28 protein-coding genes are annotated in these 24,347 nt (G+C 49.6%); 7 read left to right on the top strand and 21 right to left on the bottom strand.

Features of this window, described 5'->3' with window-relative positions:
* Window position 1 precedes the first annotated feature (1 nt).
* The gene (locus tag LDO05_RS03905) at window positions 2-442 is read right to left on the bottom strand and encodes a MarR family winged helix-turn-helix transcriptional regulator (RefSeq protein WP_251377608.1); all 441 of its coding nucleotides are present in this window, start codon (window positions 440-442) and stop codon (window positions 2-4) included.
* 184 nt (window positions 443-626) lie between these two features.
* Here LDO05_RS03905 and LDO05_RS03900 point away from each other — a divergent pair, with 184 nt between their 5' ends.
* Window positions 627-1,574 (top strand): exonuclease domain-containing protein, encoded by a 948-nt coding sequence (locus LDO05_RS03900; RefSeq protein WP_251377607.1) that lies wholly within the window; start codon window positions 627-629, stop codon window positions 1,572-1,574.
* 171 nt (window positions 1,575-1,745) lie between these two features.
* Here the strand turns inward: LDO05_RS03900 and LDO05_RS03895 are convergent, their stop codons facing one another.
* A complete protein-coding gene (locus tag LDO05_RS03895; protein ID WP_251377606.1) occupies window positions 1,746-2,261 on the bottom strand; it encodes a mismatch-specific DNA-glycosylase in 516 nt (171 codons plus the stop codon).
* Window positions 2,262-2,837: 576 nt separating this feature from the next.
* On the opposite strand from LDO05_RS03895, the gene LDO05_RS03890 reads away from it, so the two are divergent.
* From LDO05_RS03890 to LDO05_RS03880, 3 genes are read left to right on the top strand one after another with little or no spacing between them, the layout of a single operon-like run.
* Window positions 2,838-3,452: a sigma factor-like helix-turn-helix DNA-binding protein gene (locus LDO05_RS03890; protein ID WP_251377605.1), complete on the top strand. Its 615-nt coding sequence runs from the start codon at window positions 2,838-2,840 to the stop codon at window positions 3,450-3,452.
* Window positions 3,445-3,615 (top strand): YvrJ family protein, encoded by a 171-nt coding sequence (locus LDO05_RS03885; protein WP_251377604.1) that lies wholly within the window; start codon window positions 3,445-3,447, stop codon window positions 3,613-3,615. The genes LDO05_RS03890 and LDO05_RS03885 overlap by 8 nt, the downstream gene beginning before the upstream one ends.
* A 5-nt stretch (window positions 3,616-3,620) precedes the next feature.
* Window positions 3,621-3,872: a helix-turn-helix domain-containing protein gene (locus tag LDO05_RS03880; protein WP_251377603.1), complete on the top strand. Its 252-nt coding sequence runs from the start codon at window positions 3,621-3,623 to the stop codon at window positions 3,870-3,872.
* Between the two features lie 120 nt (window positions 3,873-3,992).
* Here LDO05_RS03880 and LDO05_RS03875 read toward each other — a convergent pair whose 3' ends face one another.
* The 6 genes from LDO05_RS03875 to LDO05_RS03850 all read right to left on the bottom strand — a co-directional run bounded on the left by LDO05_RS03875 (window position 3,993) and on the right by LDO05_RS03850 (window position 8,250).
* Entirely contained in the window at window positions 3,993-4,625 is a 633-nt protein-coding gene (locus LDO05_RS03875; RefSeq protein ID WP_251377602.1) for a DedA family protein, read from the bottom strand.
* 251 nt (window positions 4,626-4,876) lie between these two features.
* On the bottom strand, window positions 4,877-5,032 hold the full coding sequence (locus LDO05_RS03870; RefSeq protein ID WP_251377601.1) for a hypothetical protein: 156 nt from the start codon (window positions 5,030-5,032) through the stop codon (window positions 4,877-4,879).
* Between the two features lie 14 nt (window positions 5,033-5,046).
* Window positions 5,047-6,063 (bottom strand): TIR domain-containing protein, encoded by a 1,017-nt coding sequence (locus LDO05_RS03865; RefSeq protein WP_251377600.1) that lies wholly within the window; start codon window positions 6,061-6,063, stop codon window positions 5,047-5,049.
* Window positions 6,064-6,156: 93 nt separating this feature from the next.
* Window positions 6,157-6,753 carry an SLOG family protein gene (locus LDO05_RS03860; RefSeq protein WP_251377599.1) on the bottom strand — a complete coding sequence of 199 codons (597 nt, stop codon included), beginning with the start codon at window positions 6,751-6,753 and terminating at the stop codon, window positions 6,157-6,159.
* A gap of 27 nt (window positions 6,754-6,780) precedes the next feature.
* Window positions 6,781-7,224, bottom strand: coding sequence for a hypothetical protein (locus LDO05_RS03855; RefSeq protein WP_251377598.1), 444 nt, complete (start codon window positions 7,222-7,224; stop codon window positions 6,781-6,783).
* 36 nt (window positions 7,225-7,260) lie between these two features.
* On the bottom strand, window positions 7,261-8,250 hold the full coding sequence (locus LDO05_RS03850; protein ID WP_276575585.1) for a Gfo/Idh/MocA family protein: 990 nt from the start codon (window positions 8,248-8,250) through the stop codon (window positions 7,261-7,263).
* Window positions 8,251-8,422: 172 nt separating this feature from the next.
* On the opposite strand from LDO05_RS03850, the gene LDO05_RS03845 reads away from it, so the two are divergent.
* On the top strand, window positions 8,423-9,562 hold the full coding sequence (locus LDO05_RS03845; protein WP_251377596.1) for a zinc-dependent alcohol dehydrogenase: 1,140 nt from the start codon (window positions 8,423-8,425) through the stop codon (window positions 9,560-9,562).
* Window positions 9,563-9,713: 151 nt separating this feature from the next.
* Here LDO05_RS03845 and LDO05_RS03840 read toward each other — a convergent pair whose 3' ends face one another.
* The 4 genes from LDO05_RS03840 to LDO05_RS03825 form a co-directional block, all read right to left on the bottom strand.
* Entirely contained in the window at window positions 9,714-10,349 is a 636-nt protein-coding gene (locus LDO05_RS03840; RefSeq protein WP_251377595.1) for a spore coat protein, read from the bottom strand.
* A gap of 85 nt (window positions 10,350-10,434) precedes the next feature.
* Window positions 10,435-12,258 (bottom strand): ABC transporter ATP-binding protein, encoded by a 1,824-nt coding sequence (locus tag LDO05_RS03835; RefSeq protein WP_251377594.1) that lies wholly within the window; start codon window positions 12,256-12,258, stop codon window positions 10,435-10,437.
* Window positions 12,239-14,002: an ABC transporter ATP-binding protein gene (locus tag LDO05_RS03830; protein ID WP_251377593.1), complete on the bottom strand. Its 1,764-nt coding sequence runs from the start codon at window positions 14,000-14,002 to the stop codon at window positions 12,239-12,241. Before LDO05_RS03830 ends, LDO05_RS03835 begins: the two co-directional genes overlap by 20 nt.
* A gap of 39 nt (window positions 14,003-14,041) precedes the next feature.
* Window positions 14,042-14,767, bottom strand: a complete 726-nt coding sequence (locus tag LDO05_RS03825) for an HAD family hydrolase (RefSeq protein WP_251377592.1) — start codon at window positions 14,765-14,767, stop codon at window positions 14,042-14,044.
* 234 nt (window positions 14,768-15,001) lie between these two features.
* Here LDO05_RS03825 and LDO05_RS03820 point away from each other — a divergent pair, with 234 nt between their 5' ends.
* Window positions 15,002-15,931 (top strand): helix-turn-helix transcriptional regulator, encoded by a 930-nt coding sequence (locus LDO05_RS03820; protein ID WP_251377591.1) that lies wholly within the window; start codon window positions 15,002-15,004, stop codon window positions 15,929-15,931.
* A 123-nt stretch (window positions 15,932-16,054) separates the two neighbouring features.
* Window positions 16,055-16,954 carry an alpha/beta hydrolase gene (locus LDO05_RS03815; protein WP_251377590.1) on the top strand — a complete coding sequence of 300 codons (900 nt, stop codon included), beginning with the start codon at window positions 16,055-16,057 and terminating at the stop codon, window positions 16,952-16,954.
* Between the two features lie 176 nt (window positions 16,955-17,130).
* Here the strand turns inward: LDO05_RS03815 and LDO05_RS03810 are convergent, their stop codons facing one another.
* The 9 genes from LDO05_RS03810 to LDO05_RS03770 form a co-directional block, all read right to left on the bottom strand.
* Entirely contained in the window at window positions 17,131-17,589 is a 459-nt protein-coding gene (locus tag LDO05_RS03810; protein ID WP_251377589.1) for an acyl-CoA thioesterase, read from the bottom strand.
* Window positions 17,590-17,623: 34 nt separating this feature from the next.
* Window positions 17,624-18,052, bottom strand: coding sequence for a GNAT family N-acetyltransferase (locus LDO05_RS03805; RefSeq protein ID WP_251377588.1), 429 nt, complete (start codon window positions 18,050-18,052; stop codon window positions 17,624-17,626).
* 362 nt (window positions 18,053-18,414) lie between these two features.
* On the bottom strand, window positions 18,415-18,972 hold the full coding sequence (locus LDO05_RS03800; protein WP_251377587.1) for a GNAT family N-acetyltransferase: 558 nt from the start codon (window positions 18,970-18,972) through the stop codon (window positions 18,415-18,417).
* Window positions 18,973-19,015: 43 nt separating this feature from the next.
* Window positions 19,016-20,548: a carboxypeptidase M32 gene (locus LDO05_RS03795; protein WP_251377586.1), complete on the bottom strand. Its 1,533-nt coding sequence runs from the start codon at window positions 20,546-20,548 to the stop codon at window positions 19,016-19,018.
* A gap of 177 nt (window positions 20,549-20,725) precedes the next feature.
* Complete coding sequence (locus tag LDO05_RS03790) at window positions 20,726-21,337, bottom strand: TetR/AcrR family transcriptional regulator (protein ID WP_251377585.1); 612 nt, start codon at window positions 21,335-21,337, stop codon at window positions 20,726-20,728.
* Window positions 21,338-21,473: 136 nt separating this feature from the next.
* Window positions 21,474-22,052 carry a GNAT family N-acetyltransferase gene (locus LDO05_RS03785; RefSeq protein WP_251377584.1) on the bottom strand — a complete coding sequence of 193 codons (579 nt, stop codon included), beginning with the start codon at window positions 22,050-22,052 and terminating at the stop codon, window positions 21,474-21,476.
* A gap of 140 nt (window positions 22,053-22,192) precedes the next feature.
* Complete coding sequence (locus tag LDO05_RS03780) at window positions 22,193-22,816, bottom strand: restriction endonuclease (protein WP_251377583.1); 624 nt, start codon at window positions 22,814-22,816, stop codon at window positions 22,193-22,195.
* Between the two features lie 153 nt (window positions 22,817-22,969).
* Complete coding sequence (locus tag LDO05_RS03775; protein ID WP_251377582.1) at window positions 22,970-23,263, bottom strand: hypothetical protein; 294 nt, start codon at window positions 23,261-23,263, stop codon at window positions 22,970-22,972.
* A gap of 262 nt (window positions 23,264-23,525) precedes the next feature.
* Window positions 23,526-24,314, bottom strand: a complete 789-nt coding sequence (locus tag LDO05_RS03770) for a DUF4261 domain-containing protein (protein WP_251377581.1) — start codon at window positions 24,312-24,314, stop codon at window positions 23,526-23,528.
* Window positions 24,315-24,347: the final 33 nt, after the last annotated feature.

Raw genomic sequence — 24,347 nt, 5'->3', positions numbered from 1 at the left:
GCTACTCTGTTTTTTTCGCTGATGTGCCCAGCTTCTTAAGCAAGGTGATCGCCTGCTCCTTCTCTTCGGCCGACAGACCCTTCATTAAGGATTCAATCGCCGAGGCGTGCTCGGGGAAGATCTGGTCGAACAAGGCCTTGCCAGCCTCAGTGATGTCAGCATAGGTTACTCTTCGGTCTTCCGGACAAGGTACCCGCTTAAGCAGCCCTTTCTTCTCAAGCTTGTCGATGTTGTAAGTAATACTTCCACTGGTCACCAGAATCTTGTCACCAATCTGCTGCAGCGGAAATTGGCCTTTGTGGTACAGCAGCTCAAGCACCGTGAATTCGGAGGATGACAGTCCATACTTCTTCATGTCCTTGACTGCATGATCCATAATAATCTTGTAGGATTTGGACAATACAACCAGCAGCTTCAAGGACAGCTCTTGGTCGCTCTTCATAAGCATCCCCCTCTTAACACTTTAATATTTATCTCAATAACATTTATCTTTAATTTAAGATAATTATACAACTGATCCAAGCACCTGTCAAATATATCCCCATACTTTATGGTTCCCTGTCAGCAAAACCAAATCTATTTGGTGTAAAATAGAATCACATACTAGAAAGTGTGGTGAGGCTTAGATGGATTTTGTCTCGATTGATTTTGAGACGGCGAATATGAGGAACCGGGGCAGCGTGTGTGCTGTGGGAATTGTGGTCGTCAGAGACGGTGAGATCGCCAAGGAGTTCTATTCATTAGTTAATCCGCTGGATGACTTTGATCCGTATGTTGTCCAGATTCACGGAATCACCGCAGACATGGTAGAGGATGCTCCTACTTTTAAGGAACTTTGGGACTCCATCGCCCCTTTGCTTAACAACCAGATTGTTGTGGCGCATAACGCCGCTTTTGATATGAGTGTATTGAGACACTGCATGACCAGGCATGAACTGCCAAGCGAAGGCTTCAACTATTTATGCTCTTACCTGCTTGCCAAAAGAATCTGGCCCGGGCTAAGCAGCTACCGGCTTAATGCCATCAGCAGGCATCTGGAGCTCGATGCCTTCCGGCACCATGACGCGCTCGAAGATGCAAGAGCGGCCGCGCTTGTCTTCATTAAGTGTATGGAGCAGGCGGAAGCCCTGCTTGCGCCCGAGCTGGCCGCACACTGCGAATACCGGCTGGGCTCCATTCAGCCGGATTACACGCATATCACGTTCGCTTCAACCCGCAGCAGCGGGGGCAGTGTCAGGGCAAGCCAGATTACTCCTTCTGTGACGGAGTTCGATGAGGACCATGTCTTTTATCGGAAGAATGTCGTCTTCTCCGGTACGCTCAGCTCACTGTCCCGCCGGGAGGCGATGCAGCGGGTCGCTGATGCTGGCGGACTTCCCGCGGATCAGGTGCTGCCCGGCACCCACTACCTTGTAGTAGGGTCCAAAGACTATGTGAAGCATCAGAATGGAACCAAGAGCAGCAGCAAGATTCGCAAGGCCGAGAAGCTGAGCTCCACCGGCCGGAAGATTCGCATTCTACCAGAGGAGGAATTCATCACTTTGCTGAGTTCATCCTGCGGTGTTCCCGGATAACAGCAGCAAGCTGTACACGGCCGCTGACCATGCTGAATATACGCACAGGACATCATCAGACTGATACCGTCGCAATGCGAGCAGCCTTGGCCGGCTAAGGGCCAAGGCTGTTCGCATATGCGTGAACCAGCGCCGATTCACAATTAATCCCCTTCATGGCAAGCTCCGCAATTATTCCCATTCTGGAGAGACGAACAGCTTCAGCCTCCGGTAGATTTCTATAATCTCCTCCATCGGCATTCTGACAAGCCCGCTTGAAGAAGGAGCCACAAATTCATGAATCCCTTCAAGGAAGGAATCCGGCTGGAGGCCCCAATCCACCTTCGTCCTCCGGGTAAGCTCGGTATACACCCCTTTGCCGACAAAGCAGGCAATCTGCGGCCGGAACTGCACAAGCTTACTCCTCAGAATCTCCCTTCCTTCGCGGTACTCCTCGCGGGTAATATCCTCAACCCCACGCGTCGGTCTCGCCACAATATTCGTGAAGCCATACCCGAGCTTAAGCAGCTCCCCATCCTCGGTGGGCTCATACAGCCTTGGCGTTAGCCCCGACTTATATAGAATTCTCCAGAAATTATTGCGGGGGTTCGCATAATGATGCCCAACTTCCCCGGAACGCAGACTTGGATTGAAGCCAATGAAGACAATCTGAAGGCCATAGTCCAGATGGTCAGTAACTTCGTTCATGAATGCCACCTCCCTCTCCTCTTCTTAAGTTCATTAACCATATGAAATGAATGATAGAACGCTCAAGAGCTGAAGTGAGATAAATCTCATTTACAAAAATGAAGCGAGCAAGTAAAATAGGTTGTTTTTCCACAGGGTTAGGACACTTTATTACTATAAGCTAAAATATAGAATGACCTATGAATGCTTCATTCGCAGCTCAATCTGTATTAGAGAGGCTTAAATAACTAGAGGGAGGGGTTGTTGTGGCAGATTGATACTTCTGATAACTGTGATCCATGCCGGTCGTTATATCGCATTCAGTTTGGCCCGATTCTCTGATATGCCACCACTATTCGCCGCCCCTCCCAGCTAAAGTCCTTCTATATGCCTGATGAATAACCAGCCTGCAGACTCATGCCAATTAATCCCATTTGTGAAATAATCTATATCTACTGACTTTTTTATTTTTTTAACTTAACAAGAACGTATGTTCAAATACAGGTTTATTTTGGATAACATGCTAATATCTTATTAATAGGAATGAACGCAAGAGACGATGCCTGGACATTCATATCACGAAGGGGGTTTAGACTTATGAAAGTAAGAGCTTTAACCCGCGATGAGCTAAATATTTTCGAGAAATATGCAGCCGTTCATGAAGCCGCCTTCCGTAATCCTGTCATTAAGTCATTCTTCAGCCACACCCCTCATGCCGCTATTTTGGTAAGCGCTATCAAGGGTCAACTGGAATGCTGGGACCGTATTCAGGATGCCTTCCGGCAGCATTTGTTCCAGATCCGATTCGTCAGATATATGGCCTCGGTCGTTGAGTTGTCCACTCTTTCCTTTATCCGCTCCACCCATAAGATCCATAAGCGTAATCCGCTAATTATTGACCAGCCCCGCTCTGAGGAGAGCCGCGGAAGTGACTCTGTTCTATTTGATTATTGCCCATCTGTCGACTACTATTTCAAGGAATATTCCGCCTTTGCCGAGAACATCGAAGATGAGAAGCTGTACGGCTGCTTCCGCCTGTTAACCCACAAGCAGCAGCAGATTGTGTTAATGTCTTATGTTCTATGCTACAGGGACACGGAGATTGCCGAAAGTCTTCAGGTCAGCCCGCAAGCGATATTCAAGACACGCCAATCCGCCCTGAACAAGCTCCGTTCCTCCGTCTCGGTAAAGGAGGTGAAGAAAAGTGGATGAAGCACTGTTAAGTTTCCTGATGCATGCCATTAACAATGTCGGGTTCCCTATTGTGGTTAGCGCGTATTTGTTCTTCCGGTTTGAAAAGAAACTGAGTTCGCTGGATCATTCCATCCAAGAATTAGATGCAGATTTCCACAACCTAAACAGAGCAAAGGAGTAGCACGCATGGAGAATGACACACTGCTTGATCTGGTGACCAAGGCCCAGCAAGGGGACAGGGACGCGCTCTATCAAGTCCTTCACCGGTTCTCTCCCTTGATCAAGAAGCATAGTAGAATGGCGCCCCCTTCTGATCAAGAAGATCTGGAGCAGAGTATACACGAGAAGTTAACCGAGAAGATTCTGTCGTACGACCTCAGTCGTATCCCAAGCTTCACGGATTTCATAAGTTCACTGGATCGGGACGCGATGAAATAGCATGTTCCGTTCAATAACAAAAGAAGCCGGTTCCTAGTATATGGAGGTGCGAGCAACCATTCATAAGGAAGGCTTCTTTTGTCCATTCATTTCCCCTGGTTCAGCCACGCTATCCTCCGCCTAGTCTTGTTCCTTCTGTCTGCCTGGGGCTCCGAACCAGTTACGGATAACCTTGAAGTTTCTCTTGATCAGGAGTCCTGATATCACCACGAACACTCCCGCCCCAATGGCGATGGACGAATACTGGGAGATGAGATGAAGCAGCAGCTCTATTTTCTGGCCAAAGATCTTACCGACCATGACATAGACAAGCACCCACAGAATCCCGCCTGCACAGTTATACAGGATGAAGGTACTCAGCTTAACCCTTAAGATACCCGACAGATAACCTGTGAAATGCCGCAGCCCCGGTACAAAATAACTGATCAAAATGAGCTTGTCCCCATATTTGCCGAACCATCCCGTAAGCTTGGCCAGCCGCTGCTCATTAAGCAGAAGGAACCTGCCGTATTTGACGAAAAAGGGGGTCCCCAGCTTGTATCCCAAATAATAGGTAATCAGCGTGCCGATTATGGCTCCTCCGTAAGAATACGCAATAATCAAGGGGAGGCTGAAGCTCCCATGCGTAGATAAGTGACCCGAAATTGCCATTGCCAGCTCCCCGGGGAACGGGATGGCCAACGACTCCGCAAGTAACCCGAAGAATAACACGAAATATCCATATTGTTCAAAAAGATTGCTGATCCACTCCATACCTACGCTCCTAACAAGCTGTAATTGCTCCAGATTTTACAATAATTGTATCAGTCATGGTTCCGCCTGGTAATTGACTATGGTTCAGTCTTTGAACTGGACTTAAGTCTTGGAACCTGCCAGACCCGCCCTACCGCCTTATGCCGGCCACTAAAAAACCCGTTACACAAATAAGGGCTGCCCCCTGCACGCAGCCTCCGTGCGGGGACAACCCTCTTATCTTAAATGGACAACATTAACCCAATATTAACTTAGACACGATATACCGGCTTATCATACTCCGCCTTGCGTTCAAAGAGAACTGTGAATGCCTCTTCATCCTCTCCATCCAAGGTAGGAGCCAGCACGATCTTCAAGTGACCCGGCAGCAGAATCGGACTCTTCAGTCTATATCTTCTGAAAGTCATCCTCGGTCTGGATTTCATGGCGCTTCCCCTCCCAGTAAATCATGGATTGAATCAAGCAGCGTCTTGTTCACATAACAGATCGTCTCGAACAATGCCTCATCCACCTGAACAGTACCCTTAAGATGGATAGTGAATACATACCTCTTAGCTAGAGGATAACACAAGATATATTCCTTCACAATGGATTTACGGTTACGTTGGCTAAAAGAAACATTGCCGCTAAGATGCACATCGACCACATGAATAATCTCGTGCGCTGCCTTCTTATCCTGATTCACTTCGAGTGAATATTCACGTCCGAGCTCACCGATCCCGTCACTGCCTACCTGACGGATCACCCTATCCTCTGCCTTGAACAGCGCCGAGCCGCTGACGGTATACGGGGCCGCAATGAATGACAGGCGCAGCGCGCGGCATATCCGATTATACAGCTCGGTCTCCATAGTGGCTTTGTGGTTAAGCTCCTCGAAGAATCCGATAATCCGCAGCAGGCGCTCGCGCTCTTCCACCGATTGCTGCAGAAGCTCGGCAGGGTCTGTATTCTTGGGACCCAGCTCCGTGAATCGGGCTCCCATCTTCCCGCAGGCTACCCCAACCGAAGAGTTCCAGTTCTTCGGATTAAATTGATAGGTCAGCGTAGTCATGCCCAGAAGATCAGAAGGCGTACGGAACCCGTCGATCTGCTTATCCTCATCGGCTTCCTGAACAGGAATATTGGCCGGTAGCAGGAAGAAGACCCGTTCCCGGCCCAGCCGGCTCCAGAACAGTCCCATCTCAAATATCGTATTGTCCCTTGCCGTATAATATAACTTTCCTCTTATGGTGGTGACATCGTCCGGGTGAAAAATAAATACGGCGAAATCGCTCTCATGAAGCTGGGCTTCCAAATCCTCCATGGTATAACGTCCAGGCTGAAACACACCTCTGTGCCATGGAGTAACCAGCGCATAATGCTCCAATTCTTCTTGAACAGCATTAACAATCGGAATTGCTTCCTTGGATGAGCCGATAAATACTGACGGTCTACTCATGATATCCCCCACATCACCATAATTCCCATTTGGAATATTATAGCATATGGGGCTTGTCCAAGGCTTCATCAGGTTCCCTACATGGACGGGAATCTACCAGTCCTCGGGCAGACCTGTCAGCTGGTCGTCTGGACGTTCATACATCACTTCCTCATCCGCGATGGTCTGAATGTCTTCGGAGGTTATAGTAAGGTACAGATAGCCTTCTTCTTCATGCTTCTTCAGCGCACGCTTCTTCATAAATTTAGGGCTGGCCTCGCCAGCATCCTCATCATAGAAGAGCAGAATGCCTTCCGTCTTCCTGAGCAGCAGATCATCCCGGGCTGTAAGCTGCCATACTCCATCATACGGCTGGTTGCTCACGGATGCATAATAATCCAGCTTCCTTGTAATCTGTTCATAGTACTCTTTCTTATCTTCCTTCCACTTCTCTTCCGGATCCTTATAGGCTGTGATGATTGAGCATTTCAGATGTGGATATTCCTTCTTAAGCTCGATCGCCGCTTCGGCAGCCCATAGATCGACTCCATACTGGCCAGGTGTTATCACCCATTCCAGGCCTTCCTCAATTAAGGGAATGAGCTTACCCGTAATCGCTTTGCGTATATATTTAATTCCTTCGTGCTTCTGGTTGTAGATGCCCAGTTCATGGGCACGGTAGCCGGTAACGAGCAGATTTTTGACAGTCATAACATTTCACGCCATTCTTCAGACTTATTACTCTGCCGGTGTAGACTGCTGAGGCTGAACAGGCTGTGCCGCCTTAGGAGCAGCGATCCGCCAAGCTGGAACCACAGCAAGGGCCAGGAAGAGAATGTCTATTACATCAAAGATCTCTCCGCTCAGTTCCAGGAACATCTGAAAGGTGTAGCTCCCGAACAAGCCATCCATTCCATTATTAACAGCATAGCCAAACAAAAGATATTTACCTAGCAGGACACCAATAATGCTGGTAATTACGGCAATTATTTGATGAACTCTGGTTGTGCGTTTGTTCGTTAACAGCTGTACGGCGTAGCCGGTTAACGCTCCTATTGCCAAAGCGACAAAACCCACTTCACGGTCGGTGCTTATACCAACAACCGCCCATAGCGCCGCACCCAGGATTGCTGCGGCCAGAGCCCCCAGAATTGGCAATACTAAATTGTTCCCTCTGTTCACCCATCTTCCTCCCTGAATACATAATCAGATTCTATCCTAGAAGCGATCCGCCTTATATCTCAGTCCAATCTGGCGTCTCGCTTCTTCCATGATCTCCGCCACAGCGAGCGAAGTATCATGGGAGTTGATCTCACTATTACGCTCACCGCTTAGGATCAGATCCATAAATTCACGTGCCTCATAATACATAGACTCATGCATTTGGGGCTTGGTGAGATCCTCGATCGTCCCATCACGGTAGTGGATCTTCACAGAATAAGGCTGATTGATCTTGTCAATCACCATCGTTCCGTTCTCCCCCTGAATCTCGGTCGGCAGATAAGAATCGCTAATCTTGGAGTGCATAACCACGCCCTCCATCTCATCATATTTCATGATCAGACTGCCCTCTCCGTCCACACCTGAGGACAGCATAACCCCTACAGCCTGAATGGAATCCGGCTTGCCGAAGAGCGCCACCATCGGATAGAGGCAGTATATTCCCAGGTCCATCAGGGATCCATTGGAATAGTCGGGATTAAATGCATTGAGTACAGTCCCCTGCTTGAAAGCATCATACCGGGAGGAGTATTGACAATAGCTCGCTGTATAACGGCGTACCCGGTCTAATTTATACAGATTATCTTTGATTACTTTGAAATTAGGCATAAGGGTAGACTTCAGCGCTTCCATCAGCACCACGTCGTTCTTCCGCGCAGCCTCAAGCATCTGCTGAACTTCCGCTGCATTAGATGCCATGGGCTTCTCGCAGAGGACATGCTTCCCATGATTCATGCAGAGAATCGCCTGCTCCGCGTGAAAAGAGTTGGGACTCGCGATATATACCGCATCCACTTCTTCGCTGGAGACCATATCCGTAAGATCCGTATAGACTTGCGGATCATTGAATTTAGCCGCAAATGAACGGCCCTTCTCTTCCGTGCGTGAATAGACCGCCTTTAAGACAAATTGGTCATTCTCCAAAGCAGCCTGTACAAATCTTTCTGTTATCCAGTTCGTCCCTACAATACCGAATCGTACCACTATATCTCATTCCTTCCCTCAGAATATCGATATGATTATTCTCTCACTCTGCCATGTCGATGTCTACCTTGTGAGGTAAGGTTCATAAGTCTGGAAATTAATTACCATGGGTTCGTTTAAAAAAGAAGGCATAGGGTATATTTCAACTATCACTACTTAGGAGGTCAGAGCATATATGAAAGCTGTTACTTTTCAAGGAGCCAAGGACATTCAAGTCAAGCAGGTGGACGATCCCAAGCTGCAGAAGAAAGATGACATTATTGTACGGATTACTTCAACCGCCATTTGCGGTTCGGATCTACATATTTATCTAGGCGCACTTCCCGCTGCCAAAGACTACGTCATTGGCCACGAGCCTATGGGCATCGTGGAAGAGGTGGGGCCTGAGGTGACACGTGTGAAGAAAGGGGACCGTGTTGTTCTCCCGTTCAATATTTCCTGCGGGCACTGCTTCTACTGTCAGCATGATATGGAGAGTCAGTGCGATAACTCCAATCGTAACGAGGAGATCGATACGGGAGGCTACTTCGGATTCACGGAGCGTTACGGCAATTATCCCGGCGGACAAGCCGAGCTGCTGCATGTGCCCTACGGCAACTTCATGCCTTTCGTGATTCCTGAATCCTGCCAGCTTCCTGATGAAGCGCTGCTGTTCCTGTCCGATGTGCTCCCTACAGCTTATTGGAGTGTGGAGAATGCCGGTGTGAAGCCAGGGGATACCGTTACAGTACTTGGCTGCGGACCAGTTGGCTTAATGGCCCAGAAGTTCGCCTGGATGAAAGGCGCCAAGCGGGTCATCGCCATTGACAATGTTCCTTACCGCCTGAACAAAGCCAAGCAAATGAACAATTCGGAAGTGTACAACTTTGATGAGTTCGATGAGATGGGCCAATATATCAAGGAGATTACGCAGGGCGGATCCGATATTGTGATCGATTGTGTGGGGATGGACGGGAAGAAGAACGCCCTCGAAGCCATTGGTCAGAAGCTCAAGCTACAAGGCGGCACGCTGAGCGCCCTGGATATCGGTATTCATGCTGTCCGCAAATTTGGCACAGTGCAGCTTACTGGAGTGTACGGCTCTCTGTACAACATGTTCCCGCTTGGAGATATTTTTGAACGGAATATCACACTCAAGATGGGTCAGGCCCCGGTCATTCATTATATGCCCAAATTGTTCGATATGATTACCGCAGGAGAGTTCGATCCTACGGAGATTATTACGCACCGTGTGCCGCTTGATCAGGCCAGCGCTGCCTACAAGACCTTCTATGAGCATGAAGATGAGTGCATCAAAGTTATTCTGAAGCCCTAACCTGCAGCATAGTGAACACCTATATACAACAAAGCAGCGGCTCTCCCACTAGGGGGAACCGCTGCTTTGTTGTAATCCTCGGTAAAGTGGCTCCACCGGACACGGCAAGCTGCCCCCCATGCCGGAGAGCCTCTTATCGGCCCAGGCTAACTTAGTGAGACTGACCGAATCCCATACCTTGGTTACCGCCAATCGTAGGTGCGAACTCATTCATCATCGCATGCAGCTCCTGCCCGGAGAGCTGTGGAAGCTGGTAATAACCGCGGACATTCTGATATTCGAACAGCTCATAGGCCATCTCAACAAAGTTCTGGGATTGGGAAGCAAGCACCCGTCTAACTACAGGATTCACCACTTCAGTAGCCGATCTTGCCAGGGCTGAAGCATGCGGCTTAACGATATTCAGCATCAATGTGCTGATTACCGCATCATTGATCTCGGCCTGTGAGGCTGCCGGTTTCTTGGCCTGTCCCTGCTGCTGCAATCCATATATCGGCTGTTTCATTTGAGGGATCAGGTAAGGCTCGGTCTCCTGGCTTGGTTTTTGCCCTGACATGAAGCACTCTACCGTCAAGTTATACTGAGTCCGGATATAGGCCGCTTGACGATCCAGGATCCCCATAAGCTCCTGATCCTTCACATATGATCTGTAAATCGTATAGTTGTCGAGCAGATTAATGGTGCACTGGAGAATTTCATGTGTTTCAAATAGTTCATGCCCACCGCGGTTAAATTGCGGGATACTCTGACCTTGGCTTTGCTGATTTGATCCAAATTGCTGCTGCATCTTAGATTCTCCTTTGGTGTATATGGAATGAGTGAACCTGAATTAGTATCCATAAAAGGCAGATCGATTATTCAGGTGCAGCAGCTCACTGCAAATCCTCATGCTGGAGTTGATTCAGGTACAGCCTGCTGTAGAATCCACCTTCGGCAAGCAGCTCCTCATGCGGTCCCTGTTCAAGCAGTCTTCCATCCTTAAGAACAAGGATCTTGTCCGCCTGCCGGATCGTATTCAGCCTGTGCGCAATGACGAAGCTGGTTCTCCCCTTCATCAGACGCTGCAGACCTTCCTGAATCTTGATCTCGGTAATCGTATCAATGCTGCTCGTAGCTTCATCCAGCACAAGAATCGAGGGATTAGCAAGCATTGCCCGGGCAATAGCCAGCAGCTGCTTCTGTCCCTGACTAATGCCGCTGCCGCCCGTCTTCAGCACTTTGTCATAGCCGCCGTCAAGCCGCATAATGAAGGCATGCGCATTAGCCAGTCCGGAGGCTTCCTCCACCTCTTCATCGGATGCATCCAGCCGTCCGAAGCGGATATTCTCACGAATCGTTCCCTGGAAGAGAAAAGAATCCTGCAGCACGAAGACCATATGAGATCTCAAGCTGTGCCGCTGAATAGTGGTAATGTCTCGTCCATCTACAGTGATCAGCCCTCCTGTAGGATCGTAAAACCTCGACAACAGCTGGATTAACGTGGTCTTGCCTGCTCCAGTGGGGCCTACCAACGCAATCATCTCACCCGGCTTCGCATCAAAGCTGATCCCTGCCAGCGTATCTCCGCCCTCTTCGTAAGAGAATGAGACCCCGGAGAAGCTGACCGCGCCTTCCACATGGTTCAGCTTCACCGAAGCGCCTTCATCCTTGCCCTCCACTTCCTCGTCCATGACCTCAAATACTCTCTCCGCTCCAGCCATCGCCGACAGCAATGTATTCCACTGATTAGCCAGGTCATTCAAAGGTCTTGTGAACTGCCTCGCATACTCCACGAAGACAATGATAATCCCGATCGTGACCGCGCCGTGAATCGCAAGAACTCCCCCGATGCCAGCCACAATGGCAAAGCTCAAATTGTTAAGGCTGTTCATCAGCTTGGGAATGAATCCTGATATCGTCTGGGCCCAGAAGCCCGAGCGGCGGATAGCCTCATTGCGCTCTTGGAATCCCCGCACTACTCTAGGTTCCTGGGAGAATGCCTTAATGATCCGCTGTCCCGACAGTGTCTCCTCAATATACCCGTTCAGTTCCCCCAGATTGCTCTGCCGCTGCTTGTACAGCGGACCTGTGCGCCGGGTAATCCAGCGCATGCCCAGGATCATGAGCGGCACAACCAGGAAAGTCAGCAGTGTCAGCAGCGGACTGAGATACAGCATAACGCCAAGCGTGCCGATCAGGGTGAGTATACTCGAGAAGATCTGGATCGCAGAGCTGTTCAAGGTGGAACTGACGTTCTCCATATCGTTGGTCAGCCGGCTCATGATCTCGCCCTGCTGCCTTTGGCCGAAGAAGGGGATCGGAAGCTGGTGCAGATGGGTGAACAGATCCGCGCGCATCCGGTATACCGTCTCCTGGGAGATCTCGATCATCCAGATGTTCTGCAGCCAGGAAGTGACGGAATAGAGCGTATATACCAGGCCAAGTCCTGCCAGGAATAGACCGAAGTGTCCCTGACTGCTCTCCAGATAATCATCCACAGCTCTTCCGATCATGTAAGGGCCCAGAAGGGCCAGTCCTGAGCTTAGAACCACCATCAACAGGACGAGGGTCAGCTTGGCCTTGCGACGGGCAAGATACGACCAGATTCTTCCCAGCGTCCCCGAGACGTTCCTCACTTTCGCCTTCGGCTTCCTGCCCTTCTGCAGCTCGATCTCGGGATAGGGGTGCTGGAACGGTTCAGCCAAGGCTTTGAACATGATGTGCCCCCTCCCCGTACTGAGATTGATAGATCTTCCGGTATAAAAGTGAGGTTCGCATTAGATCCTCATGGCTGCCGAGGGCAGCAAGCCGGCCCTCATCCAGAAGCAGAATCAGATCCGCCGACTTTGTCGAGCTAATCTTCTGGGTAATCAGGAACGTCGTGCAGGACAAATTCTTCAATGCTTCAAGAAGTGCCGCTTCTGTACTCACATCAAGCGCACTGGTGCTGTCGTCCAGAATCAGAATGGAGGGCTGTCTGACCAAGGCCCTCGCAATCGACAGCCGCTGCTTCTGTCCGCCCGACAGGTTGACCCCCCGCTGCCCGAGCTTCGTCTCATACCCCTCAGGCAGCCGCTCAATCGTCTTATGGATCTGGGCCTGTCTGGCGGCTGTCTCAATCTGACTTGAGGTTGCCTCTTCACGGCCCCAGGCAATATTATCCTTAACCGAGCCTGTGAACAGCACAACCTCCTGTGGAACATAACCGATTGAGGCCCGGAGGCGTGAATGGGGGATATCCCGGATATCCACGCCATCAATAAGGATATTCCCCTCGGACGGCTCATGAAGGCGCGGGATGAGCTGAATAAGTGAAGATTTACCTGAACCTGTTGCTCCCAATATAGCCACCCTCTGACCGGTCTCCACCTTGAAGCTGATCCCGTCCAGGACGTCAATGTCACTGCCGGGATAACGGAAGCCTATATTGCGGAACTCGACCTGTCCTTGGACAGGCGCCGCCTGTTCACCCGGTTGACCCGGCCGGTTCACAGCACCATGAAGAAGTGCTTCGGCTTGATCCTCAGTATCCATCACTTCCTGGATGCGCTTCGCTGAAGCGATAGCCCGGGAATAATTCATAAGTACCCAGGACAGGGCCGAGAGAGCGCCGATAATCCGCAGGGAGTAATTCGCGACGGCTACAACTTGGCCAACGGAAGCATCCCCGGCAGCAATCTCGATCCGGCCGAACCAGAGGACCGCAATGATGGCACAGTTCACCAGCAGGAGAACGAAAGGCACCGTGGACTCCATAAGTCTGAGTGACCCCACGGTCTCCTTCATCAGCGCCAGGCTGAACCTCGCGAACCGTTCAATCTCGTGCCCTGTCCGTACGAATACCCGGATCAGACGGATTCCCGTCAGATTCTCCTGAATGACTTCATTCACCTTGTCCAGTCTGCTTTGGACTTTGCCGAAGTTGGAAGTCGCGATCCTCATCATCCACATGACAAACATAATCAGAAAGGGAACAGTCAGGACCAGCAGCAGACCCAGCTGCACATCCACGATAAGTGCCATCAGGATACTGCCAAATACGACCAGTGGTACCCGGGTTGCGAATCTGAGACTCATGAAGATCATATCCTGCAGCTGGGTAACGTCCCCGGTCAGCCGTGTGATTAAGGACGAGGATTCGAACCGGCTAAATACAGAGTAAGTGAAGGACTGCACCCTATCGTACAGCTTGTCACGCAGATCGAAGGCGAAGCCCTGACTGGCATGGGAAGCGAAGAAGGAGCTCAATATGCCGGCCAGGAAAGCAATGACCGAGCTTCCGAGCAGCACGCCGCCCCACAGCCATACCACGGACAGATCCTTCACTCGTATTCCGTTATCAATGATTTTGGAGATCAGATAAGGCTGCATCAGCTCCACGGACAGCTCAATCAGCATCATGAGCAGAGCCGCAATGGAAGCAGCACGGTATTTCTTGAGAAAAGTCAGGACCATCCCCATAGGTGTATTCCTCCAAGGCCTGGAAGGCATCTCATTCATTTACTTGTCGAGCTTATTCATTCCATATAATCTGCCAATCTCCTCGTAAGTAGATACAATATGATGGGGCGTGTGATCCGACTCCGGCTTCGCCCCGCGGTGATTGAACCAGATCGAGGTCCAGCCGGCGCCCAGACTGCCTACGACATCATTGCGCCAAGAGTCCCCAATATAATGGCATTCCTCTGCGCGGGTCCCTGTGATTGCATTGACATGAGTGAACAGACGGGGATCCGGCTTGGCGACTCCCAGAGCCCCGGAGATGAAGATGTGACTGTCCGGCACCAGCTTCTCGATTTCCATGGCGAGAATTTTGCTCATCTGGTGCTCCCTCGGGCCGTTGGTGATCAATCCTACTACATAGCCCGCCTCACTTAACCCGCGTATAAGCGGCACCGCACCCTCGAACGGCTTAATTCCGAACTGTCCCTTCAGATAGGCGGACTGCAGCCTGCCAGCCTGCTCCTCTGTCACTTCCACACCAAGCTCGGCCAGGCTCAGCATGAACCGTCTCTTACGCATACGCTCCATTTTGGCCTGATCAGGAACCGCGGACAGTCCTTCCTCATCAGATAATAGGTCACTATAATAGCGGAATAAATAGTACGCTCTCTCATACGGGAAATCCTCTGGCAATCCAAGAACCTCTACTAATGCGCTGCGCAGAGGCGACAAATGGTCATAGAGCGTGTCATCCACATCAAAAAATACAGCTTGCTTGTTCATCAATTACACCCCATATTACTTTCCATTTAAATATTGATATATTTATGTAAATATGATTTTAATACTTCTGGAAAGGTTTATCAAAAAAATCTTAGTCAGCTACCCCGAATTAAATCCGAGTACTCCCGCAGACATGATAGCGAGACTAAGAACCTTGTTGAATATAAGATGCCCTGGCATGTGTTATTATTCGTATAGAGAATTTGGAAAAAGATAGGAAATAGGGAGGCTGTTATGAAGGAATCGACCGAAGGAAGAACGTTTCATCCCGGCTATAGAATCGGATTAGTCTGCCGTATGGAAGAACACATATCCAATGAGTCTCGAACGCTTCCACCCAATTATCAAATGGTTCTCATCGAAGACGGGAATGGAATGGTGGAAGTCGGGACACAGGTGTATCCTCTCCTCTCGCCCGCCGTCTACTGTTATCATCCACAGGAGCGGGTTCGCCTTATCGCAGGCCGCCCTCTACAATATCAAATACTGTGCTTCTCACCTGGTGTATTAAATGAAAGATTGGGAGATCTCCTTAATGCTCAGGAAGAACCCGGACAAGGGCTTACGGGCACGGACGCCCAGGACTTATGGCTGCTTGAACCTTTCACAGAACGGCAAGATGGATACTGCGGGTCAATTCCTCTTGACCCTACATCGGCAAGGCACTTGGCAGAGCTTCTTCTAGAGATAAGTAAAAACCTGCGCGATCAGCCGGATTACCATTGGCCCTGCCGAAGCCGATCCTATCTGATGGAGCTGCTGTTCCTCGTCCGGCGATCTTATCGGAGAACCGGATTCACCCCAGCCGCAGTTCCCTACAATGTTCCTGACTCGGTGAAGCCCATCCTGGAATATCTGCATACTCATTATAGGGAGAAGATCAAGCTGGAAGACCTGACTTCAGCCTTCCATCTGAATAAGACTACACTAGGGGAACAATTTAAAAGATCCACAGGCATCTCGCTGATCGCCTATGTGAACAAGATCCGGATGACTATGGCAGACTCCATGCTTCGCAATACGCTCCTGCCGACGACAGAGATTATGGAGAGGATTGGAATTCGGGATGATGCTCATTTCATCCGTCATTTCCGCAAATACTCCGGATATTCACCTGCAGAATACAGGAGTAAGTACTGCTGGATGCTTAACAACAACAGCTGACCCCCGCCATTGCTGTCAATTTGCAGCAAGGCCCTGCCGATTCTCAGTACACAACTTAAGGTGTTGCCTGCTAGACTTTGGATAAGCCTTACTAATCCAGATAAGAAAGCGGGAGATATCGGTATGAAAATGGTCAAAGGACTTATCTTGGCGCTGTTCCTTGCTCTAATTGTTGAGCCTCTTGCAGTGGCTTCGGCAGCGAAGGAGCGCGCGACTTCTTCAACCCTGAAAGTGAACTTCTTCAGCAATTCGCTTCAGAAAAAAATGCGTCTTAACGTCTACCTGCCTCCGAATTATGAGGCTCAAAGCAAGTATCCTGTGCTCTATGTGCTTCATTCTTATAAGCTAAATGAAGACCATTGGTGGAATAGTCTTAAGGTTACAGAGAAGGCTGATGAGCTGATTGCCAGCGGCAAGATCGAACCCCTGATTATCGTAGCTCCAATGATAGATAACAGTTTTGGCGTGAACTCTGCAGAGCTCTCCGGCACCGTTCCCGAGAGCGGCAAGCCCGGGGATGAAGGCGTTCTCTACAAAGGTAAATATGAGGATTATATCACCCAGGATGTGGTCAACTATGTAGATACCCATTTCAAGACAAAAAAGTCCCGCAGCAGCCGCTATCTGGGCGGAACCTCCATGGGTGGATTCGCAGCGCTGCGTATCGGATTCTCTCATCCCGAGCTGTTCGGCAAGGTAGGTGGTCATTCCCCGGCTCTGTTCGTTGGCCCTATGTGGGACGTGCTGGAGAAAGTTATCTACCCGACTGAAGCCATTCGCAAGCTGAACGACCCCATTCTCCTTGCCGGAACCCAGAAGCTGAACAAGCAGCGAATCTACCTGGATGCCGGGGATAAGGATGACTTCCTTGGGCCCTTGAAGACTTTGGATCAGGTACTGGCCAAGCGCCCGACCAAATCCTACGAGCTGCATGTGAATTCGGGCGGGAAGCATGATGATGCCTACTGGAGCAGCCAGATGGCGAATTACCTGCTCTTCTATGCCGGGCTGGATCAGGACTAATTAAGAACGCGCACTGCTGAATTGATTACATTTATGAAAAAAGGGGTATCTTGCAGCCATCTTACTGGTGCGGGATACCCCTTTTGTGCTATAGCGGCTGTTGACCCATAGTTCAATCGCTTACTGGCCCTAGGTTTGATAATCACCTTTATCCTGAATGATCAATACGTAAATTTTCACTCAACCAAATTCTCATAAGAACTTATAACTTCCCGCGCAGCATCCGGAATTGGCGTACTCTTGCCGCTCTTCGTATCTATCAATACAATAGCTCCGCGCCCAGCTGCCTTCAACTGATCATTAGCAACCAAGGCATACTCGATATCCATTGACGAACGGCCGAGCCTAGCCACCCTGATATGCAGCTTGAGCGGATCACGCAAAAAGATCTGTGCCAGGTACTGGCATTCCAGATCAGCAACGACGGATACCCGTTCTTCACTGAACAGTTCTTCCGTCAAGCCCAAATTCTCGAAGTATTCAATCCGGCCTTGCTCAAAATACATGAAATAGCTCACATTGTTCACATGGCCAAGCAGATCCGTCTCGCAGTAGCGAACCTTAATCGGGATGGAGAATTGAAATTGACTAAGCCAGCTCTGCGGATCTGGCTGTACCAAGGATTCTTTTCGCATATATAGACCTCTCTCTGTAATATGTATACGACAACTATTTATCCATTACCATGAACATGCCGGTCATGCCTGGGGAATAATCCCTGAACCCGTACTTCTCATAGAACCTCTCCTTGCCTTCCGACGCGAACAATCCGATAAAGGGAGCTCCACCAGATGACCTGGGGGAGGTTCTGATGTAAGCCAGAAGCTGGTCCAGAATGCGGCCGCCCACACCGGAGGCCTGGTGTTCAGGCATAACAGCAACATCCTGAATGTAGAAGTACATCGCCCCATCGCCAACAATCCGGCCCATGCCGACCGTGACGCCCTGGTAAATGGCCACTACGCCATAGATCGAACCTGCAATCGAAGCCTCCGTCATTTGGATGTCCACTTCTCCCCAGCCTACAGATTCCCAGAGGAGTTGATGCTCGGCAACGGTAGGCAATCTTTCTATCATTTCATATTCATTGAATGTCATATTGAGTGTCCACCTTTAAGCAGATTTAATTTAAGGGTGGCTGTACTTAGAGACAACCACCATGGTTATGTGCCGGTTGTAAATCTCAGCTCCATGTCGTTCATCTCCTCTCATCTATTCACTGATTATCATAGTATGGATTGCATGATTTGGATAGATCGTGCTGCTCCGTGCGGCCCTCCACGAACGAAGGCTGCTTCCCGCGGTTGTCGACTATATTTCCCGACCCTATTGTCTGGGCAAATGGTATCAATACATTATAAAGAAGCCCCAGCCTCTACCGGCTTGGGCTTCTAATTTGTTAATGAAGAACATCTCACACGGCTGCATTACGTGTTCAATATTTTTTTACCCATACAGGGTTATTTCGCAGGTACATACTCCTCCTTGAAGAGTCCCATCAGGATATTGTCGTAATACTGACCCTCGAAGTACAGGTCTTCCCTGATGATCCCTTCCCGGACAAAGCCCAATTTCTCATAAGTCTTAATGGCTCTCTCGTTAAAAGCATACACGTTGATATTGATCTTGCGCAGATTAAGCGTATCGAGCATGTATGGAATGATCAGGTGCAGAGCTTCACTTCCATAGCCTTGACTCATAAAGGCCTCATCCGATACCGCGATGCGGAAGCTGCCTTTTCGCTCCCGGTGATCCACATCCAGAACAGCGAGGTCGCCGATCACTTTGAAGTCCGACTTAAGGCAAATAAGCAGATCCATCCGGCTGTCATCCAGACTCCATTTCTCAATGGCCTGTTCCAGCTGCTTCTTCGTGAAGAACGAAGTGGTTCCGGTAAGCTTCCGAATCACCGGATTTGATACAGCTTCCAGTAAATAATCCACATCGGTCTCCGCAATTCTCCGCAGGAAGATTCTTTGTCCATCCAAATATTTAAGTGATTTAAGCTCATTCGCCATAATCTGCTTCCTCTCTGTGTATCATGTAGTATGCTGCTCCCGGTTACAGATTGTAGATTCGGCTGTACTTCTCTTCTAAATAATTCACCAGGTAATCCGCCTTCAAATCCTCGCCCGTAACTTTACGAATTAATTGCTCAGGCGTATACAGCTTACCGTGCCGGTGAACATTCTCTTTCAGCCAAGCTTGAATCGCCGTGAAGTTGCCTGCTTCAATATAAGAATAGAAATCCGGCAGCTCCCGTACGATGGTGTGCAGCAGCTGTGCAGCGTACAGGTTGCCCAGAGAATAGGAAGGGAAGTAGCCGAAGCCGCCGAAGGACCAGTGAACATCCTGCAGCACACCTTCTGAATCCGTAGACGGAGTGATCCCGAGGTACTCCTGCATCTTCTGATTCCATACCGCAGGCAGATCCTTGACTTCGATCTCTCCGCCGATAACCCCCTTCTCGATCTCATACCGAATCATAATATGAAGGTTATACGTCAGCTCATCCGCTTCCACACGAATCATGGTTGGCTGTACCGTATTCACGGCCTTATAGAAGTCCTGCTTGCTTACGTGGCCCAGCTGCTGCGGGAAGTGCTCCTGAATCTTCGGATAGAAGAACGTCCAGAATTGCTCGCTGCGGCCGACCATGTTCTCCAGGAACCTGGACTGGGATTCATGAATGCCGAAGGATGCCCCCGATGACAAGGCTGTGCCTTCCAGCCGCGGATCAATATTTTGCTCATAAATACCGTGCCCCGCTTCATGAATCGTACCAAATACCGCAGAGCGTACATTGTCCTTAAGGTACCTTGTCGTAATCCGCACGTCACCGGTATTCATCGTCTGGGCGAACGGATGGACCGTCTCGTCAAGCCGGCCAGCCTCCATATCGAAGCCAATAATAGGGAGGAAGTAGTGATTGAACTTCTTCTGCTGCTCCACCTCATACTCCTGCTCAAAAATCTCCGTAGATGGCTTACTGCCGGACTTCTTAATTCTCTCAAGCAGCGCAACCGTCGTCTCTCTCAGCCTTGCGAACAGCGGATCCAGTACGGCCACGCTTAAGCCCGGTTCGTACTGATGGAGCAGCGCATCATAGGGATGCTGTTCATATCCATAGATCCCGGCAAATCTCCGGTTATAGTCTACAATCTTCTCCAGAAAAGGCTCGAACACACTGAATTGATTCGTCTTCCTCGCCTCTTCCCAGGCATCGTTCGCTTGGGCGGTAAGAACGACATATTCGCGGTACATCTCCTCTGGAATCTTCCGTGAGCGGCTGTATTCTTCTAAGCGTTCCCGAATCTGTGCCTGGGTAATCTCATCCAGCTGCCCATACACGTCATCCGCGGATAAAGTATGTAGAAGCTCTCCCATCTCCTCTGAGATGGATAACTTGAATTCTTCCGTTCGGAAAGTGCCTATGGCTTTGGCAAATAGGCTACGGCCCTTCTTGGGAGCAGTTACCTTCTGATCCCACTCAAGCAAGCCCCCGATCATGACAAAATGGGCAATCTTCTCTTCCAAAGCTTTATACTGTTCTACAGCCAGTTGAATCTTGGGGTCAAGTGTTCGAGATTCCATACGATAAGCCTCCCATGAGTATATATTTTTCATACCTGTTCGCCAAAATAGACTGATTAGTCTATTTAATTAAATCATATTTATTTCTTGAATTCAAATGACCTCCAGCCTCTCTGTGCACAAAAAAACCTAATTCCAGGTACCCGGAAATAGGTCTAACGACGTTCTCTTAGGTTCTCAGCTGATATAAGCAAGAAACATTTGTTTCATTTGGGACAGGGCGGCCTCATAAGGATAGTCCGGGTCTGTCACCACACAGATGGATGCCCCGTCAATCAGCCCCCAGAACGTATGAGCCAGAACTGTGGCATCGAGCTCAGTCCGGATCTCCCCTCGGCCCTGTCCGTCCGTAATTATATCCCGGATCAGGTTAATGAACAGATCCTGTCTTCGCTTCTTCAGAAAGCTGGCAATCTTCTCATCCCGGCAGGACTGGAGCCGAAATTCATAGTACACCTGAAACAGCGCCATCTCGGCCTGATCCTGGTGAGTATTGCTGAGGTAAGTATCGAATAGGAAAGACACTTTATCTATGGAGGCAGGCAGCTGCTGCAGCTGCTCTTGTACAGCATGTTGAAGGCTTGATGTATTCTCATTGACGGCCTCGAAATAAATCTCATCCTTGGATTTGAAATAATTATAGATAGCACCCTTGCTGAGTCCCGACTGCTCTACGATATCATCCATTGTAGCCTGCTGGTAGCCCTTCCTGGCGAAGCAGATCAGCGCACTGGACAGAATATCCTGCTTCTTCTGCATTTTATAATCCTCCGACACTACTGGCGGCACTGCAGTAACCTCCTTCTGGTCTGGTCTATTCTTGAGCCGTTCCTGCGTCCGAGTTCAATTTAGCATAGATCGTCTGTGTGTACAAACGGGATTGCAGGCTTGGCCGGGTTATATTCCGCGTTAGCCGATCCATTCCCTATTTTCCCGCGTATTCGGCCCTAAGCTGGCTGTACATCTCCAGATCAACGATCCCTTTACCGGCCCACAACGATGCCTGCCGCAGGGTTCCCTCGTGCACATAACCGTTCTTCAGCAGCACCTTCTTGGACGCTTCGTTGGCCGGCATCACCTCCGCCTGGATCCGGTTCACTTCCGCGTCCTCGAAGAGGAATCGCGTCAGCAGGCCAACGGTCTCCGTAGCAAGCCCTTGTCCCCAGCAGGGCTCTGCCAGGAAGTAACCGATCGTAACCATGTTCACCTTCTGATTGAAATTAAAAGCTTCCGCAATGCCAATCAGTCTGTCTTCTTGCTGGTTCTGACGATTGAAGATACCCCATTTGATCACTGACCTCTTCAAATAGTCTCTCTCGAAATGCGGAATCATCTTCCTTACCGTGTCCTTGTTATGCTTCGGAATGATTCCGCAGTAATCAAACACCCTCTCATTGCTGTATATCCCGAATAGTTCTTCCAGGTGCTTCTCTTCCACCTTGGCTAACCGCACACGATCCGACTGAAGCTGCGGGAGCGCTCCAAACAGGGTGTCCAAGTTCATCTTTATCCCCTCTTTCGTATCCTATTCTTCTTGATCTCCAGATCACGCTTCTGGAGCCTTTTCCAATGCCTGTGCCTGTGTCTGTGCCTGTGTCTGTGCCTGTGTCTGTACCTGCTTCCAGACTACTTCCGCAAGCGTGACTATCCGTCCCTTTCCCTGCTGGATAGTCTGACCTTCCTACTCCCGACCGGGGGCCTCTCTTCGAGATCCAGAATGAACTCCGGTTCGTCCTCGATCATTTCCATAACGGACGTGATCTGGTTGGACTTAAATAGTTGGATGATCTCAACAAGCCCGGACCGGTCTATCAATTTCACCCCGTTGTAACCAGCCAGAATCTCACAGGCCTCCGTATACCGGCTGGAAGCAATAACGATAGATTTACTGGCTCCATAGTACCGCATAGAGCTGTAGATCTCCTGAACGGCACTGAGCCCGACCGGATTCGACTCCGCATAACGCTTGGCTTGAATCACATTCCGTTCCCCATCCCTGTCGGTGAAGACCAAGTCGGCGCCAAAGTCACGGCTGCTGACCGTCTTGTAAGTATCCTCATATCCAAGAGCAAGGAACAGACGGTACAAATACTCCTCGAACTCCTTACCGTCCTCCATCTTGTCAATATCTTTAATACTAACCTTCAAGGGATCGATAATCCCTTTGCGGGTATATATGCTTCTTCTCCTCAGCAGTATGCGGATAACGAATCCAGCAAGGAATAATGCTATAAGGACACCTGCATATAACTCTATCGAACCGAACATAACCTTTTCTCCCTTACCTTTAACCCATCAAAAAATACTGATATTAGATGCGAGTTATATTAAACTATAGAATTGAGATTACAACCTAAGAAAAATCTTGCCACAGGCTAATTAAAAGGACTGAAAGCTATATCGAAATTAGCAGATCAAATTTCATAAAGGGGCAGGATCTGAAATATTGTTCTCGATATAGAACGCTGCCGTACTTCGCAAGCTTTCAACAATTTGTTCCTCGTTTAAAATTATTCTGCTAATTCCCGTCATGGAAGCAAAATCATCAATACTTCCTTCTTTCTGTACTGTATTACTCTTCAAGTCGATGGTAACTTTCATCTTCACCATATCATTGAACAGTACATGTGCGATTACCCGCTTATTTGCCAGATCAATGACTGGATATTTAAAAGTTACACCTGTGGGTACAATTCGGGAATAACCTGATGACAACCTTCCCACCTCATTTCGTTCAATTACTATGATATCCGTCAGTCTTCTGCGAAGCCGGGTTACCTTGCGAATTCACCAAGCTGTGAAATCTATACTTGCGTCTGGCTTTCTTTCACAAGCATATCATTAACGCCAAGAGACGGGACAGGTTCTTAACGCTCCGATCTGAAACCCAGGAGACAAGTTCGTACAAAGCAGATAAGAAAGACCCGCATTCCGGTGAACGGAACACGGGTAACGGCATTCTCAGGTTCACACTGACCTAGAATGCGATCTTAATGCTATCCCCTTCGGCCGCTACACCCGGGGACCGGGTAAGAGAGAGCTTCTGCTCCGCAGAGAACCCGATTGTCTCCCCATCTCTGAGCGTTACATCGTTCTCAATAATGAAGCTGACAATTACAGAGACGAATTCAAAGACATCGCCCGCTCCCTGGCTGGAATTCACAATCTCGACCTCGTCTTTGCCGAAGCTGCGGAGTCCTACCGTATAAGAGCCCACTCCATGGTCATTCTGATACATCCCGATAAATACCCAGAGAACGACAGGTAGAGTATCTTCCTTCAGCGATTGTGCCAAATCCACATACTGCCCCGCTTCCATAACGAGAGGGGTTGTATAGATCGCAATTGCGGGCTCCGTCTGCAGCAGCGAGCTTGCGACCTTAGTGAAGAGCTTGTGCCCCTCTACCGCATCCTCAGCTCCCAGCACCGATACAATAATATGGGCCTGGTGAGTCGATACGACCTGCTCCGCTTCCCTCCACAGGAAGTTATACTTGCAGTTCTCCTCTACCTCGCGATTGGGAATCACAGCCGGCATATATCCGCAGGCGACCTTCATGCCGTCCACCTCGAACACGAGACTTTCCCGCTCCGTCTGCTCTCCCGTCTGAATTCCCCATTGCTCCTGCAGATTCCGGCTAAAAGCATCAAAATCATATTGCTGTCTATCCAGCAGCACAAACCCTACAATAGGACCTGACTTCTCCTCAGCTGAAGGAGCTGATGACTCTCCTTGCCTGCCGCGCAGCTTATCGAACAAACCCATAATCCGGTTCCTCCTCTGTACTCGCAAAAAAAC

This window comes from Paenibacillus sp. YPG26 (assembly GCF_023704175.1).
Lineage (GTDB): Bacteria > Bacillota > Bacilli > Paenibacillales > Paenibacillaceae > Fontibacillus.
The sequence above is the reverse complement of the archived record's forward strand: the minus strand, read 5'-3'. Positions and strand labels throughout refer to the sequence as shown.

What these genes read in the sequence shown, in the direction of transcription:
- LDO05_RS03865 (WP_251377600.1), bottom strand. Translation starts at nt 6,063, where the DNA reads ATGAGTAGACCGTCAGTATTTATCGGCTCATCCAAGGAAGCAATTCCG.
- LDO05_RS03800 (WP_251377587.1), bottom strand. Translation starts at nt 18,972, where the DNA reads ATGGCGAATGAGCTTAAATCACTTAAATATTTGGATGGACAAAGAATC.
- LDO05_RS03880 (WP_251377603.1), top strand. Translation starts at nt 3,621, where the DNA reads ATGGAGAATGACACACTGCTTGATCTGGTGACCAAGGCCCAGCAAGGG.
- LDO05_RS03820 (WP_251377591.1), top strand. Translation starts at nt 15,002, where the DNA reads ATGAAGGAATCGACCGAAGGAAGAACGTTTCATCCCGGCTATAGAATC.
- LDO05_RS03835 (WP_251377594.1), bottom strand. Translation starts at nt 12,258, where the DNA reads ATGTTCAAAGCCTTGGCTGAACCGTTCCAGCACCCCTATCCCGAGATC.
- LDO05_RS03845 (WP_251377596.1), top strand. Translation starts at nt 8,423, where the DNA reads ATGAAAGCTGTTACTTTTCAAGGAGCCAAGGACATTCAAGTCAAGCAG.
- LDO05_RS03830 (WP_251377593.1), bottom strand. Translation starts at nt 14,002, where the DNA reads ATGGGGATGGTCCTGACTTTTCTCAAGAAATACCGTGCTGCTTCCATT.
- LDO05_RS03805 (WP_251377588.1), bottom strand. Translation starts at nt 18,052, where the DNA reads ATGACATTCAATGAATATGAAATGATAGAAAGATTGCCTACCGTTGCC.
- LDO05_RS03875 (WP_251377602.1), bottom strand. Translation starts at nt 4,625, where the DNA reads ATGGAGTGGATCAGCAATCTTTTTGAACAATATGGATATTTCGTGTTA.
- LDO05_RS03895 (WP_251377606.1), bottom strand. Translation starts at nt 2,261, where the DNA reads ATGAACGAAGTTACTGACCATCTGGACTATGGCCTTCAGATTGTCTTC.
- LDO05_RS03785 (WP_251377584.1), bottom strand. Translation starts at nt 22,052, where the DNA reads ATGAACTTGGACACCCTGTTTGGAGCGCTCCCGCAGCTTCAGTCGGAT.
- LDO05_RS03810 (WP_251377589.1), bottom strand. Translation starts at nt 17,589, where the DNA reads ATGCGAAAAGAATCCTTGGTACAGCCAGATCCGCAGAGCTGGCTTAGT.
- LDO05_RS03795 (WP_251377586.1), bottom strand. Translation starts at nt 20,548, where the DNA reads ATGGAATCTCGAACACTTGACCCCAAGATTCAACTGGCTGTAGAACAG.
- LDO05_RS03870 (WP_251377601.1), bottom strand. Translation starts at nt 5,032, where the DNA reads ATGACTTTCAGAAGATATAGACTGAAGAGTCCGATTCTGCTGCCGGGT.
- LDO05_RS03825 (WP_251377592.1), bottom strand. Translation starts at nt 14,767, where the DNA reads ATGAACAAGCAAGCTGTATTTTTTGATGTGGATGACACGCTCTATGAC.
- LDO05_RS03780 (WP_251377583.1), bottom strand. Translation starts at nt 22,816, where the DNA reads ATGTTCGGTTCGATAGAGTTATATGCAGGTGTCCTTATAGCATTATTC.
- LDO05_RS03890 (WP_251377605.1), top strand. Translation starts at nt 2,838, where the DNA reads ATGAAAGTAAGAGCTTTAACCCGCGATGAGCTAAATATTTTCGAGAAA.
- LDO05_RS03900 (WP_251377607.1), top strand. Translation starts at nt 627, where the DNA reads ATGGATTTTGTCTCGATTGATTTTGAGACGGCGAATATGAGGAACCGG.
- LDO05_RS03815 (WP_251377590.1), top strand. Translation starts at nt 16,055, where the DNA reads ATGAAAATGGTCAAAGGACTTATCTTGGCGCTGTTCCTTGCTCTAATT.
- LDO05_RS03840 (WP_251377595.1), bottom strand. Translation starts at nt 10,349, where the DNA reads ATGCAGCAGCAATTTGGATCAAATCAGCAAAGCCAAGGTCAGAGTATC.
- LDO05_RS03860 (WP_251377599.1), bottom strand. Translation starts at nt 6,753, where the DNA reads ATGACTGTCAAAAATCTGCTCGTTACCGGCTACCGTGCCCATGAACTG.
- LDO05_RS03770 (WP_251377581.1), bottom strand. Translation starts at nt 24,314, where the DNA reads ATGGGTTTGTTCGATAAGCTGCGCGGCAGGCAAGGAGAGTCATCAGCT.
- LDO05_RS03905 (WP_251377608.1), bottom strand. Translation starts at nt 442, where the DNA reads ATGAAGAGCGACCAAGAGCTGTCCTTGAAGCTGCTGGTTGTATTGTCC.